This window comes from Paenibacillus marchantiophytorum (assembly GCF_014640555.1).
GTDB lineage: Bacteria > Bacillota > Bacilli > Paenibacillales > NBRC-103111 > Paenibacillus_E > Paenibacillus_E marchantiophytorum.
The window spans coordinates 127,098-139,995 of sequence record NZ_BMHE01000005.1; the positions used below are offsets into that span (position 1 = coordinate 127,098).

Below are 12,898 nucleotides of genomic sequence, written 5' to 3' on the forward strand. Positions count from 1 at the left end.
ACTGGCTACCTTTTTTAAAATTTAATAGAAAATGCAAGGCTGCAACGAGGGATCGCAGCAGTCTTGCTTTCTCATATGCGCTCCTTTGCCCGTTTGGCCATAAATTCACGGGGGGTTGCCCCCAATTTGGCTTTAAAAGTTTTATAAAAATAGCTCTCGCTTTCAATTCCGACTCTGTGGATGATATCTTGAATGGGCAACTCAGAGTTCTCCATCCACTCCACCGCTTTATCCAGCCGCACTCGATTGATGTAATCGGTAATAGACATCTTTTTGTATATTCTAAAAATCTTTCCTACCTTGACGGCTGGTGCGCCTACGATCAGCGCAATTTCTGCAGCCCCCAGATTCATATCCGCATACCGCTCAGCGATGATTTGCTCGATTTGGAGCGGGAGCGCTATGTCTGCAACTTCGGCAACTTGATTGTCCTCAGCCTCATAACTGCTCGTCACTTCATAAATGACATCCATCAATTTGGTTTGAAACTCCGAAATCGTCTCCGACTCCAACAGTTCTTTGCGCATGAGAATCGTATTTACTTTAACTGGCTCTTGGCGCAGCTGGTTAAGATCAGAAACGAGATACTTGAACTGATTCACAGTATGACGCAAAGTCAGCATCATGTCGCAGTAATCCAGCTGCCTTACTTCCTCTAGCAGAACGGCGAGCTTATCGGCAGATTCCTGGTGGTTTCCATTCCTCACCTGTTCAAGCAATTGTTTCTCAAGCTCCGGCAGCCGCTCTATGGAAGAATTCCGGCCCAGCTTCGCGATGTTGTCTTGTGTCAACACCGACATTTTTCCGGCAAGAAACCGATACATGGAGACATTAAGAGCCTGCTGGTATGCTGTTGTTACATGGGTGTAATCTGTGACGCTAACACTTAAAACGGCCGTAATCGACAACCTATAGTATTGAAACAAATAGGTTTGACACTCCTTCAGCAGGAGCAAAACCGTTTCTTCCAGCATGTCTGACGGCATATCCGCCTGAAGAATCATGGCGACGTGATCATGTTGCAAGTCAACTGCTCCGGTATGGCACACTTTGCTTACAAATTCCGAAGCGATGTTCATGACCGCAAATGTGAGAAGTTCTTTCTCCTCTATCTTTTTTTCAGCCAGCAGTTTGTAATTATCGAATTTCAAGATACAGACCTTAAATTGGCCATCCTGCCGGAAAGACAGCTTGTACTCTTGGCAAAACAATGCTAACTCGTCGCAGGAAACCGATAAGCTGTTTAATACCCACTTCCTTAAAAAACGTTTCTTCATACACTGGTAGTTGAAAATCCCTGGATGTGATCTGTAAACGTCCTGCAAATAAATCAAGTCATCTGCCAGAGATTCGCTTGCTTCGCCGAATACATGGCTTGAACGAAGCTTCGGAACCAATTTGTCAACAGGCTTACGGATGCCTCTTGATAATTGAAAAAGAATAAGCAGCGTAACCAGCAGAACAATGACAACGATATATGTTCGGAGTCTAATCAACAAACCGTATGCTTCATCGTAGGGCACCGTTTTAAACAGAACCCATCCGGTATTGTCTATAGGAATGTACGCCGTCAAATATTTGGTGCCGTCCAGTCGGATGCTGAAAAAGTTCCCGGACTCTCCCACAGATTGATATTTGTCTATGAATAAAGCTTCCAGCTTCGTTCCTCTCTCGGACAATTCCTTGCACACATTAATGAGATGCCGATTGTCGCTAAGGATAAACATTTCATTTAACTGCTCGGTTTCCCCATTGTTAAATGCGTGGATATTATTATGTAACCATTCCAATTTGATATTGATGATGACGGCGCCATCCATCCGGCCCATCTCATCCGTCTGTTCATACATGACATAGGTAAGAACTTTTTCCATTTGTATATACCGCGAGTCAAGACTGACGTCTATATCACGGATAACCGGCTTGAGCGGCGTAATAGCCCCCCCATGCTCCTGTAGCAGCTTCTCAAGCTCCGTATCCTTGTATAGGATTTCCCCATAGGTGGAGAAATAGATCTTCTTGTTGTTGTTATAGATGTACACTGATTGGACGAAGGAGCGGTTCCAAACAACCGAATTTCTCAGCTTGTCGATAACATTCTTGGGATCGAAAGCCGATTCGTTGTTCATGTCCATTAATGAGCGTACATCATTTTTGTTATAAATCGACAACAGTAACTGACGAACCATGTTGTCTGCATATTCAATATTTTTTTTGCTCTGGGCAAGGAGCACCCTGCTATTATTATACTCGCGTTCAACAACTTCTTCCTGTACATAAAAATAAACGACATACGATAGGATAGAAATCACCAGCAAGATTGCCGAGACGAACCATAAGCAGACCCGGGCAACATTTTTGGATTGAAACTTCTTTGCTATATTCACTCTGCATCCCCCCGCGACAGCCTGGGGCCTTCTGACAACAATTCGGGTGAACCATAACTCAAAGCATGAATCCCAGATCGTTCATATGCGATGATGTCACGCCATTCATCTCCAATATACACCGCTTCTTGCTGCTTCGATATTTTATTCAGATACTCTATGGTGTGCTTCTTGTTTTTTTTATAGCCATCTGTATCTGTCAAACCGTTATTAAGTTCGATAGCCATTGTTACGCCAAAAATAAAAAGAATGTACGTTCCCATTTTCTCCACCCTCCGACCAATCGTTGAATTCAAGTCTGCCCCCCTGTCCGTTAAATTCAGGTAACAAAAAAACACTTACCCAAGAGGTAGTGTCTGGTTGCGTAAACTTTAGGGTAATCCGGAGTTCATAGCATGCTTGTGAAGCTTTATCTCCGTTATTTTGTGTCTCTGACTCAAATTTTACATTTTTTATATATTCGTGCATTTATATGAAAATTATTATATCATTTCCAACTTATTAAATCAATCCATGACATTTTAGAGAGTTCATTTTTGTAGTTGGTGCGAGTAGAAGAACTTGAACCCCTGCGGTTGCAAAAAAATCCCATATATCTTGTGAGCAATATTCACAAGATATATGGGATTCTTCATTTCTTCTACTCACTAATATAGGAACAAATATAGTCGCTTACGGTTTTCACTTCAAGCTTGAATTTCGCGTTAGCCGGCACGGTGAATTCGCCTTGACCGCTAATCGTGATCCATTCGCTGCTGCCTGGAAGCAATACGTTTAGCTCACCAGCTTGAATTTCCATAATTTCTTTGGTGTCTGTTCCGAATTCATATTCACCTGGAAGCAGGATACCTAGTGTTTTCTTGGTGCCATCTGCGAATACCACCGTACGGCTGGTTACTTTACCGTCAAAATAGACGTTGGCTTTCGTTAACACGGTTACATTTTCAAAGCTGGACATGATCAATAGTTCCCCCTCAAAATGGCTATGAATAACGGCCAGCCCACCTAGGGTGGGCTTGGACCAATATTGAATGAAATTAAGACAACAGAGCTTTCACTCTGGCTACTACATTTTCTGGGGAGAAGCCGTACTCTTTAAGAACCAAGTCGCCAGGTGCGGACGCTCCGAATGTGGAGATGCCCAGAATGGAGCCCTCGTCGCCTACATAACGCTCCCAACCAAGCGGGTACGCCATTTCAACGGCAAGACGCTTCTTAACTTCTGGCAGAATAACGGAATCTTTGTACTCTTTGGACTGTTTCTCGAACAGTTCCAAGCTCGGCAAGCTGACTACGCGAACGTGGATGCCTTCAGCTTGCAGCAATTGTTGCGCCGCGACAGCGAGCTGCACTTCTGAACCTGTTGCCAGGATTTGCGCATCCGGCTTACCGTTCGCTGCTTCGGATACGACGTATCCGCCTTTGCTCAGGTTCGCTTTCGCGCCCTCAACTGCGCCTTCAAGAATCGGCAAGTTTTGACGAGTCAACACAAGCGCAACCGGCCCTTTGGCTTCAGCAATCGCATAGCGCCATGCTTCGGAAGTTTCGTTGCCGTCCGCAGGACGAATTACCGTAATGCCCGGAATGACGCGAAGCGCTGGCAATTGTTCGATCGGCTCATGCGTCGGTCCGTCTTCGCCAACAGCGATACTGTCATGTGTCAGCACATAGATAACCGGAAGCTGCATAAGAGCAGCCAAGCGGATGGATGCACGCAAGTAATCGGAGAATACGAAGAAGGTTGCTCCGTATACTTTTACTCCGCTATGCAGAGCCATACCGTTCAGCGCAGTACCCATACCGAACTCACGAACACCGAACCACACGTTGCGGCCAGCATAGTTGCTAGCTGTGAAGTTCCCTTCACCTTTGATCATCGTGTTGTTGGAGCTAGCCAAATCCGCAGATCCACCAATCAATTGCGGCAGCTTGCCTGCAATGGCATTGATCGCATTACCGGAAGCAACACGAGTCGCCATAGGCTTGTCCGATGTGCTGTAAACCGGAAGGTCTGCGTCCCAGCCTGCTGGCAATTCACCGTTCACAGCCGCGCTGAACTGGTTGCCAAGTTCAGGGAAAGCTTTGATGTAGTCATTCAGCAAAGTGCTCCATGCTTGTTCAGCCGCAGCGCCTTCCTTGGAAATCTCAGCGTAGTGTGCTCTTACTTCGTCCGGAACTAAGAAATCCGGCTCTTCCGGCCAACCGTACGCTTGCTTCGTCAATTTGGCTTCATCGCCGCCAAGCGGGGATCCGTGAGGACCAACGTGACCGCCCTTGCCGCCTTTGTTCGGGCTGCCGAAACCAATTGTCGTTTTCACTTCAATCAAGGTAGGACGCGTTGTATCAGCTTTCGCTTCAGCAATCGCTTGGGAAATAGCAGCAAGATCATTCTGCTCTTCGACACGCAGAACTTGCCAGCCATAAGCTTCGAAACGTCCTTGCACATTCTCGGAGAATGCCATATTAAGCTCGCCATCCAGCGAGATATCGTTGGAATCGTACATCATGATCAATTTGCCCAGTTTCAAGTGAGCTGCCAAGGAAACCGCTTCGGAGGAAACGCCTTCCATCATGTCCCCATCACCACAGATTGCATATGTATAGTGGTCGATTACCGGGAAGTTTTCTTTGTTATAGGTCTCTCTCAAGTGAGCTTCGGCCATCGCCATACCAACAGCCATACCAATACCTTGTCCAAGAGGACCTGTTGTTGCGTCAACACCAGCTGTGTGGCCGTATTCTGGATGCCCAGGCGTTTTGCTGCCCCATTGGCGGAAGTTCTTGATCTCTTCAATTGGCAAATCATAGCCGCACAAGTGAAGAAGGCTGTATAACAGCATGGAGCCATGTCCAGCAGAAAGTACGAAACGGTCACGGTTGACCCATTTAGGATTAGCTGGATTGTGTTTCATATGTTGTTTCCAAAGTACGTAAGCCATTGGGGCTGCCCCCATGACCATACCAGGGTGACCTGATTTGGCTTTCTCAACGGCGTCGATACCGAGCGTACGGATCGTATCTACGGCTAATTGTTCAATCGTTTTATTTGTAACTGTCATTCGAGAATTCCCTCCTATTTTATCTGTATTAACATACTTTGCAACTTGTACATACAAGTCAAATTTCTCGCTTGCATTATTGTACCATTCCCATTAATTAAAAACTACCGTCTTATTATTGTGCACAATAATGCGGTCTTCCACATGCCAAGCCACCGCTCTGGCCAGAACAATACGTTCAATATGGCGACCGATTCTTTTCAAATCATCAACGTTGTCGCGGTGGCTTACCCGCTGTACGTCCTGCTCTATAATCGGTCCGCCATCCAGTTCCTCCGTCACATAATGTGCCGTGGCTCCAATGATTTTGACGCCGCGGTTATGCGCTTGCGCATAAGGCTTGCCGCCGATAAACGCAGGCAAGAACGAGTGGTGAATGTTAATAATTCGATTCGCGTAATGCTTAATGAAAGACGGCGATACGATCTGCATATAGCGCGCAAGGACAATCGCGTCCACGTTGTCGCCGACCACTTCAAGCTGACGGCGCTCTGCTTCAGCCTTCGTGTCCGCTGTTACCGGAATGTGATGATACGGGATGCCGAATGGCTCTACCAATGACTGCATATCCGGATGATTGCTGATAACCATCGCAATATCCGCGTTCAGATCGCCGGCACGCCAATGCCACAGCAGCTCAAGCAAAGCGTGGTCTTCCTTCGATACGAAGATCGCAATCCGCTTCTTCTGGCTCGCCAAGGACAAGCTCCACTCCATCGATAGCTTGCCCGCAATAACGGAGAAATCCGCTCTTAGTTGTTCGACACGATTCGCCAGGTCTTCAAGATCAAATTCGATCCGGATGAAGAACATCCCGCCTTCCGGGTCCATCGTATATTGGTCCGATTGCACAATATTCGCGCCATATTCAAACAAAAACTGTGAAACGGCGGCGACGATTCCCGGCTGATCGGGACATGAAATCAACATTCTTGCTCTATTTTTAATCTCCTGTGCCATGTTTCTCCCCCTAATATGCCTAAACTAAAGCTCCCTGTTAAGGGAGCTGTAAATCTCAATGTTTATTACGCTTTCTTGAGCACATCTTTGCCGGCCAGCCATACGATCAACCGTTGGTTGATCTGCTCTTCCGTTAAATCCGCCAAGACGCGTTCTTCGAACAGAATATCATACAATCGTTCCAACGGCTCGCGTCCGTCCGCTTTTTTCGCTTTGGCGTCATTCTTCAGAACGTCCCAGATGCCAAGCACATAATCACGGTGATGAATGTCCTTTTGGCTGAGAGCATGGTCAATACGCTCAACTTGATCCAAGAATTCGCCGCCAAAACGTCCACTCAATTTGCCGGACAACAAGGCAATCTCAACTTCATACATCGGACGCTGTGTTTTGTCTTCTTTGCCAATCCAAGGCGTCTCCAGAATCATCGGCAAATGCTGCAGCTTCGGATGGTTCGCCACATTATTCATCGCTTCAAAGCCAATCCAGCCTGAGCCTAGCGGCGAATGGCGGTCTTTGCTGGCTCCGCGCGGATTTTTACTGTCATTCAAGTGGATAACGCCGAGTCTTTCCAACCCGACGACTTTGTCAAAGTGGTGCAGCACGCCATCCAGATCGTTCACGATATCATAACCAGCGTCATGAATGTGACACGTATCGAGGCAAACCGAGATTTTACCATTCTCTTCGACACGTTCGATAATTTCTGCGATTTCCTCGAAGCTGCGGCCGATTTCGGTCCCTTTGCCAGCCATCGTTTCCAGCGCGATTTTGACATTCGTATCCTTAACGCCAGCTAATACTTCATTCAAACCATCAGCAATTCGGGCAATGCCATAATCGGCATCTTTGTCCGTATATGCGCCTGGATGAAGGACGATATTCTTAACACCGATGTAGTCGGTCCGGCGAATTTCCTCTTGCAGAAAACGCACAGCTAACTCGAATGTGTCCTCTTTGTAGGAACCCAAGTTAATGATGTAAGGGGCATGTACGACAATTTCGCCGATCGCATGCTTGTCCATTAGCGCCTTGCCTTCTTCAATGTATTGATCTTCGATCGGTTTACGGCGCGTATTTTGCGGGGCACCTGTGTATATCATAAATGTGGAAGAACCGTATGAAACTGCTTCTTCAGCTGCATTTAACAAGCCTTTATCTGAGAATGAAACGTGTGAGCCAATATTGGGCATGATCCATAACTCCTTTGTATGTGTCTTCTACCCTCCTATTTTACTAGGATTGTCGCAAGAAATCTAGAAATAAGGTATAATTCTTATCAGATAATGACGTAAACTGGTGAGGTGACAAATATATGGCGAATGATTTTTTCATGTGGTTCATTATTTTTTGGGTATGTGTTCTGCTTTTTTTCATGTCGGTGGGCGGATATTTCATGTTTCGCAAATTTCTCAAGGTTCTGCCCAAGGAAGACGGCAAATCCAAGCTGGACTGGCAGAATCATTATGTAGACAGCTCTCGTCATCTATGGACAGAAGATTCCAAAGTATTTCTCGATCAATTGGTGTCGCCAGTGCCGACAGCCTTTCGAGATATTGCCAAACACTCGATCGCCGCGCGCATCGGACAGGTGGCTTTGGAGGCGCAAGCCGAGCAAGTGACTCGTAATCACTGCATTGAAGGTTACATCCTCGCTACTCCCAAACGTGATTACAAGAGCTTAACTACCTTTTTGGAGAAGCAGGAGATTGATTTCAGCGCTTATAAGCATTTGCTTCAGTAAAATAAATAAAAAGCCATCTCTACATAACTGTAGGAATGGCTCCTCGGTACTTTGGCATGACGAATTCAATCTTATCTAGTGGATAGGAGGACTGATCAAGCAGTTACCCCGTCAACTAGATAAGATTGAGGCAAATGAAAATCCGCATAACATTTATGTGAATTGCTTATAATTTCTATGCTCAGCGTATTTTCTTGCACGAAGGCACAAGATTTACAGAGACAAAGCGGTATCGTTGTATGATAAAAGCCAGTCTTAAAAATCTTCTCTGCACTCGCTTTTACCATAATCGAATTGCATTGAATACAATAAACATTATCTGAATTCATAATATGATATTCCCCCTTGAGTGCTCAAAAAACAGCAATTGTTACAATATGTATATGAATTGATTATAAGATACGATATGTAACATTACAAGTGGGGAAAGCCATTTTTTATGAAATATCAACATTTAGCAGATCAGATCCAACGTATTCTCGCTTAAATAATTGTCCTGTGTGTAGCTTTTTATAAGCTTTTCGTACTTTTTATTTTGAGTAACGGCCAGATGATTAATGAAAGAAGATGCTTCCGTATTCGTTTCTTCATCCGTTTTAATAATCGCCTTATACACGTATTCGTTGTCATTATTGCTGACTAGCTTAATTTCACCCACAACTTGAATGGTCTGATTAAACAGGGCAAATTCGAAGCCGTAGGTGACTTCATGGTTTGTCGGCAAGCATAGAGAGCTAGTAAAGATAAAATGATATTTCTCAAGTTCGAAAATATCAATGATCGTAAATTTGCTATTGATGAGTTGATTTCGAATTCGAATAATGTTCAATTTCCCTTTAAATGGTTCGATCAGTGATAATGTTTCCCTACTCTCAACAGCCATTTATTGAACTCTCCTTTATGATTTCATCTTTTATCTAGTCAAATGAATCTCCGCTTTGCTATAATAATTTCCTGATACAGCCTATAAGCAGTGGATATAATGTTAAGGAAAAAATAAATTGTGAGGGATGATACCTACTTGAAGTATGGAGATCGAATTGCGCAACTACGTGAAAAAAGAGGGTTAACACAAGAAGAGTTATCCAATAAAATTGGTATTTCCAGAGCAGCCCTTTCCCACTATGAAACAAGTCGCCGAGAGCCTGACTATGAAACGATTAATAAATTTGCCAATTTTTTTAATGTTACGGTTGATTATTTGCTTGGACGAACAGACCAGCCAGAGATGGTTCTTGACCGTGATGTAAGGGAATTCGTTGAACACCTGGATCTAACTGATGAGAGCATCTTGAAAAAGTTCTCACTCACCGTTGATGGCAGAAGACTGACGCCAGCGGAAGCCAAAAGATTCATAGCTTTCGTGAGAGCTGAACGTTCTTTGGAGTAGTTTGCAAGGATTGTATGCTTACGGAAGCTTGAAATTTCTGTGGATCGATCCCTAGCTGTTCAAGAACTTGATGAATGTTCACTAATATTTTTTCTTCATTTTTCATAAAGAAATAACACTCCCAGCGTTCAGATATAATCCTACAGGGTTAACTATAAAGTCACGCCAATATATCTTAAAGTAACAGATGGGGCCGACTGATTAAATAAATCTCTAAGAACAGAAACATTTTTCGTTTTTAGGTAATAGTGATAGCCATACGTTTTGCGGAGCGTATGTGTGCCAATATCAGATAGCCCCACCTGCTTGGCAGCTTCACTCAAAATCCGATAAACCCGAATACGTTTGATAGGGTTGCCAGTGCGTTGAGATGGAAACAAATAGTTGCCTTCGTCCATATATTTGATATAATCCTCAATAAAATCTTTGAGTTGCGCTGAGAGTTGGAATGTCTTTAATTTACCCGTCTTTTCCTCACGAACACTTACAGTCGTTCGATCCCTCACATCTTTTACTTTCAAGGAAAGAAGATCACTTAAATGAAGTCCGGAATTAATACCGATGGTGAATAGCAGCCAGTCTCGAATCGACTGTTCTTTCAATACCGCTTGTAACTCTTCAATTTTCTCTTGTTCTCTAATTGGTTGAACAACTTGCATGAGTTGCACCTCACATTAATTTTAATCAATTTCACCAATTTCGATACCATTTGTATCTAGATACCTGTGAGCATTTCCCTAAATTTCCCTATCACCTCTCTTTTTGTATTATATGATACGTATTGTATCACAAATATTAAAAATGATCTATGCCTTTTCTAGTTCTCAAATCCTAATTTTTCATGTATAATTCTTAATAACGAACAATACCAGATGATAACTTATGCGGAAAGGAGGTCAACTGCGATGTCAAAGTTCGTTAGACTCACTCTCATCTTCTTGCTTTTCAGTGCCATTATGTTTCCTGCCTATGCATCCGCTTCAACAGGCTCTAACCACTCATTAAGCAACAAGAAAAGCGCTGCACAAACGATTAAACAATTGTTTTCCTATTTCTCCAACAAAAAAGTAGTTGAAAAAGATGTAGAAGATTTCTTGAAAAAGAATCCCAAGTTTTACAATGACATCAAGTGGAATGATAAAGATTGTCCAGACTCTTTTGACATTTGGAAAAAATGGTTCTGCTACTAACGTACATAGGCTCTGTTGGCTTCAACCAGCGGAGCTTTTAAAGAATTATGTCATCTTCGTCTCCAGAATGAAACTAGTGATTTCAGGACGACAATTGAACCGAATCGGAAATAAGGTTGTGCCAATCCCCCGGTTCGTGTAGGTGCGAAACTCACTTTCTGCAAACGCATACAAACCAATAGAATACTTTTGTCCCAGGTCTGGTGTAAAGAGACTGCCGTAAAAGGGGATTCGAATTTGGCCGCCGTGACTATGCCCCGAAAGTTGCAGATCAATTGGAAATTTGATCGAGGTATCTGCAAAATCAGGCTCATGAGCGAGCAAAAGCACGAAATCGTCCTTGGCTACGCCTTGCAAGGCAAGAGGCAAATTAGGCTTACCATGGAACATTTCGTCGATTCCGACCACGCGGATCCGTTCATTGCCATGCAGGATGGAGCGATTCTCGTTGACAAGGACCGTGAATCCCGATTTCTCCAGGATGTCGACGACGCCCTTGGCATCCAATCGCATATCATGATTGCCAAGTACAGCAAATTTCCCCATATGCGCTTGCAGCTGCGACAGAATGGGAATGACGTCATGATTTATTTCACCATAGGTTGAATCAAATAAATCTCCTGTAAAGCAGATGATATCAGGCTTCTGCCGTTGTACCTGCTCAACCATCTCTTGCAATCGCGCTAGACTATAATATTTGCCAATGTGCGTATCACTGAATTGAACAATGCGCACTCCCTGGAATGAAGCCGGGTACCGCGTAAAAGATAGACGAATCGTCTTGTTCTGAATCCAATATCGTTCACCGAATATCGCATATATCCCAGTAGCTCCAGCTAATGTAACAAGAGCTTTCACAGCAAAAAGGCTATGCTTGAGAAACGCTCTGCGGCTTAGGCCTTTACTTTTCAACGTATCATTTACCTCCTATCCTCCAGGAATGAAGACGGCATATCGGCACCAGGCATTTATTTGTAAAGAAATCGACAAATAACACGATACACTTTGTATAATTTTAAAATAATTAGGATTGATTTCAGTGAAAAAACATGCAATAATAAGCAATGAGATACAAATCGTATCACAACGGATTGCTATGGAGGGGTTATTGATGAACATGGTAAAACAGACAACAACCGAAGAGTTTGACGCGGAATGGATTCATTTGATTCTGAGTGCACGTAAATTGGGTCTTTCCTTAGAGGATATCCGAGCATTCTTAAGAAGCCCTTATCAGCCCACGAAAAAACCACTTCATTCCCTTGTGAACGATACTTGCACATCCTCATAACATCCAATAATAAAGAATCGCCTATTCATCGTTAGGGCGTTTCATTCTCCATTTATTAAAGTCCAAAAACTCCCTGAATTGCTGCTTATCCACACCAGAAGACATGGCTTCTTTAATGATCGCATACCATTCCTGATCCAGCTCTTGATCATTCTGGGCCATTTCTTCTTGATCATCGATCAATCTTTCGACAGGAACTTTTAAGACGGATGCAATTTTCTCAAGAAACTGAATGGACGGATTCTTCTGAATATCCCGCTCCAAGCTGCTGATATAGGATTTGGCAACGCCCGCACGTTCCGCTAGTTCCGTTAGGGACAAGCCTTTTTCTTTTCTCAATTGTTGTACACGTTTTCCAATCATTTGGGTTCTTCCCTCTTCGTGAAGTAATAATTGCTCATGTTGTTAGTATAACAGAATTTCTTACAACGAACAAATTTTGTTTCTTATTAAGAACGACCATACGGAGAAAGGGGCAATCAACGGCCGTTAACCCCCATCTATTTTACCTGATCGTCCTGCCATTTCATAAACTCTATCAACATTTTGAATTCATGTATGCGTTCCTTCTCAATTCCGGATTGTTTCAGATAGGCAACAAAATCAATCCACTCTTGATCCAGATGAGGGTTGGTCTCAACATCTACGGCTATTTTTAATAGCGTTTTCAAATCTACTTTCAGCACCAGGGCAATTCGTTCCATCACATGGATCGAAGGGTTCTGTTTTAAATTTCGCTCGATGTTGCTTAAATACGATTTGGAGATACCGGTCCGCTCGGAGAGCTCGGACAGCGTGTACCCCCGTTGTTTGCGAATACTTGATATATTTTGTCCGATCATGACATCCATCACGCCACAACACAACCTCCCTTTTC

The 12,898-nt window shown here is 43.8% G+C and carries 15 protein-coding genes; 4 read left to right on the forward strand and 11 right to left on the reverse strand.

Going from position 1 to position 12,898, the window contains the following annotated elements; genetic code table 11:
- Positions 1 to 71: 71 nt before the first annotated feature.
- From IEY34_RS07455 to IEY34_RS07480, 6 genes are all read right to left on the reverse strand, one after another.
- On the reverse strand, positions 72 to 2,387 hold the full coding sequence (locus tag IEY34_RS07455; protein ID WP_189009851.1) for an AraC family transcriptional regulator: 2,316 nt from the start codon (positions 2,385 to 2,387) through the stop codon (positions 72 to 74).
- Positions 2,384 to 2,683: a hypothetical protein gene (locus tag IEY34_RS07460; protein WP_189009853.1), complete on the reverse strand. Its 300-nt coding sequence runs from the start codon at positions 2,681 to 2,683 to the stop codon at positions 2,384 to 2,386. The genes IEY34_RS07455 and IEY34_RS07460 overlap by 4 nt, the downstream gene beginning before the upstream one ends.
- 344 nt (positions 2,684 to 3,027) lie before the next feature.
- Complete coding sequence (gene ppnP, locus IEY34_RS07465) at positions 3,028 to 3,345, reverse strand: pyrimidine/purine nucleoside phosphorylase (RefSeq protein WP_189009855.1); 318 nt, start codon at positions 3,343 to 3,345, stop codon at positions 3,028 to 3,030.
- Positions 3,346 to 3,424: 79 nt separating this feature from the next.
- On the reverse strand, positions 3,425 to 5,446 hold the full coding sequence (tkt, locus tag IEY34_RS07470) for a transketolase (RefSeq protein ID WP_189009857.1): 2,022 nt from the start codon (positions 5,444 to 5,446) through the stop codon (positions 3,425 to 3,427).
- 93 nt (positions 5,447 to 5,539) lie between these two features.
- Complete coding sequence (gene purU / locus IEY34_RS07475; RefSeq protein WP_189009859.1) at positions 5,540 to 6,406, reverse strand: formyltetrahydrofolate deformylase; 867 nt, start codon at positions 6,404 to 6,406, stop codon at positions 5,540 to 5,542.
- A 65-nt stretch (positions 6,407 to 6,471) separates the two neighbouring features.
- Entirely contained in the window at positions 6,472 to 7,599 is a 1,128-nt protein-coding gene (locus tag IEY34_RS07480; protein ID WP_189009861.1) for a deoxyribonuclease IV, read from the reverse strand.
- A gap of 122 nt (positions 7,600 to 7,721) precedes the next feature.
- Between IEY34_RS07480 and IEY34_RS07485 the strand changes: the two genes are divergently transcribed.
- The gene (locus tag IEY34_RS07485) at positions 7,722 to 8,150 is read left to right on the forward strand and encodes a DUF2621 domain-containing protein (RefSeq protein ID WP_189009863.1); all 429 of its coding nucleotides are present in this window, start codon (positions 7,722 to 7,724) and stop codon (positions 8,148 to 8,150) included.
- A gap of 454 nt (positions 8,151 to 8,604) precedes the next feature.
- Here the strand turns inward: IEY34_RS07485 and IEY34_RS07495 are convergent, their stop codons facing one another.
- Positions 8,605 to 9,033 (reverse strand): hypothetical protein, encoded by a 429-nt coding sequence (locus IEY34_RS07495; protein WP_189009867.1) that lies wholly within the window; start codon positions 9,031 to 9,033, stop codon positions 8,605 to 8,607.
- A 138-nt stretch (positions 9,034 to 9,171) separates the two neighbouring features.
- On the opposite strand from IEY34_RS07495, the gene IEY34_RS07500 reads away from it, so the two are divergent.
- Entirely contained in the window at positions 9,172 to 9,540 is a 369-nt protein-coding gene (locus IEY34_RS07500; protein WP_189009869.1) for a helix-turn-helix domain-containing protein, read from the forward strand.
- A 152-nt stretch (positions 9,541 to 9,692) separates the two neighbouring features.
- Here IEY34_RS07500 and IEY34_RS07505 read toward each other — a convergent pair whose 3' ends face one another.
- On the reverse strand, positions 9,693 to 10,199 hold the full coding sequence (locus tag IEY34_RS07505) for a tyrosine-type recombinase/integrase (protein WP_189009871.1): 507 nt from the start codon (positions 10,197 to 10,199) through the stop codon (positions 9,693 to 9,695).
- A gap of 246 nt (positions 10,200 to 10,445) precedes the next feature.
- On the opposite strand from IEY34_RS07505, the gene IEY34_RS07510 reads away from it, so the two are divergent.
- The gene (locus IEY34_RS07510) at positions 10,446 to 10,730 is read left to right on the forward strand and encodes a hypothetical protein (protein WP_189009873.1); all 285 of its coding nucleotides are present in this window, start codon (positions 10,446 to 10,448) and stop codon (positions 10,728 to 10,730) included.
- Positions 10,731 to 10,775: 45 nt separating this feature from the next.
- Here IEY34_RS07510 and IEY34_RS07515 read toward each other — a convergent pair whose 3' ends face one another.
- Entirely contained in the window at positions 10,776 to 11,642 is an 867-nt protein-coding gene (locus tag IEY34_RS07515) for a metallophosphoesterase (RefSeq protein WP_189009875.1), read from the reverse strand.
- A gap of 199 nt (positions 11,643 to 11,841) precedes the next feature.
- On the opposite strand from IEY34_RS07515, the gene IEY34_RS07520 reads away from it, so the two are divergent.
- Positions 11,842 to 12,021 carry an anti-repressor SinI family protein gene (locus IEY34_RS07520; protein ID WP_229757509.1) on the forward strand — a complete coding sequence of 60 codons (180 nt, stop codon included), beginning with the start codon at positions 11,842 to 11,844 and terminating at the stop codon, positions 12,019 to 12,021.
- Between the two features lie 21 nt (positions 12,022 to 12,042).
- Here the strand turns inward: IEY34_RS07520 and IEY34_RS07525 are convergent, their stop codons facing one another.
- Both IEY34_RS07525 and IEY34_RS07530 read right to left on the reverse strand, forming a co-directional pair.
- Positions 12,043 to 12,384, reverse strand: a complete 342-nt coding sequence (locus IEY34_RS07525) for a helix-turn-helix domain-containing protein (RefSeq protein WP_189009877.1) — start codon at positions 12,382 to 12,384, stop codon at positions 12,043 to 12,045.
- Between the two features lie 137 nt (positions 12,385 to 12,521).
- Positions 12,522 to 12,872 carry a helix-turn-helix domain-containing protein gene (locus IEY34_RS07530; protein ID WP_229757518.1) on the reverse strand — a complete coding sequence of 117 codons (351 nt, stop codon included), beginning with the start codon at positions 12,870 to 12,872 and terminating at the stop codon, positions 12,522 to 12,524.
- Between the last annotated feature and the right edge of the window lie 26 nt (positions 12,873 to 12,898).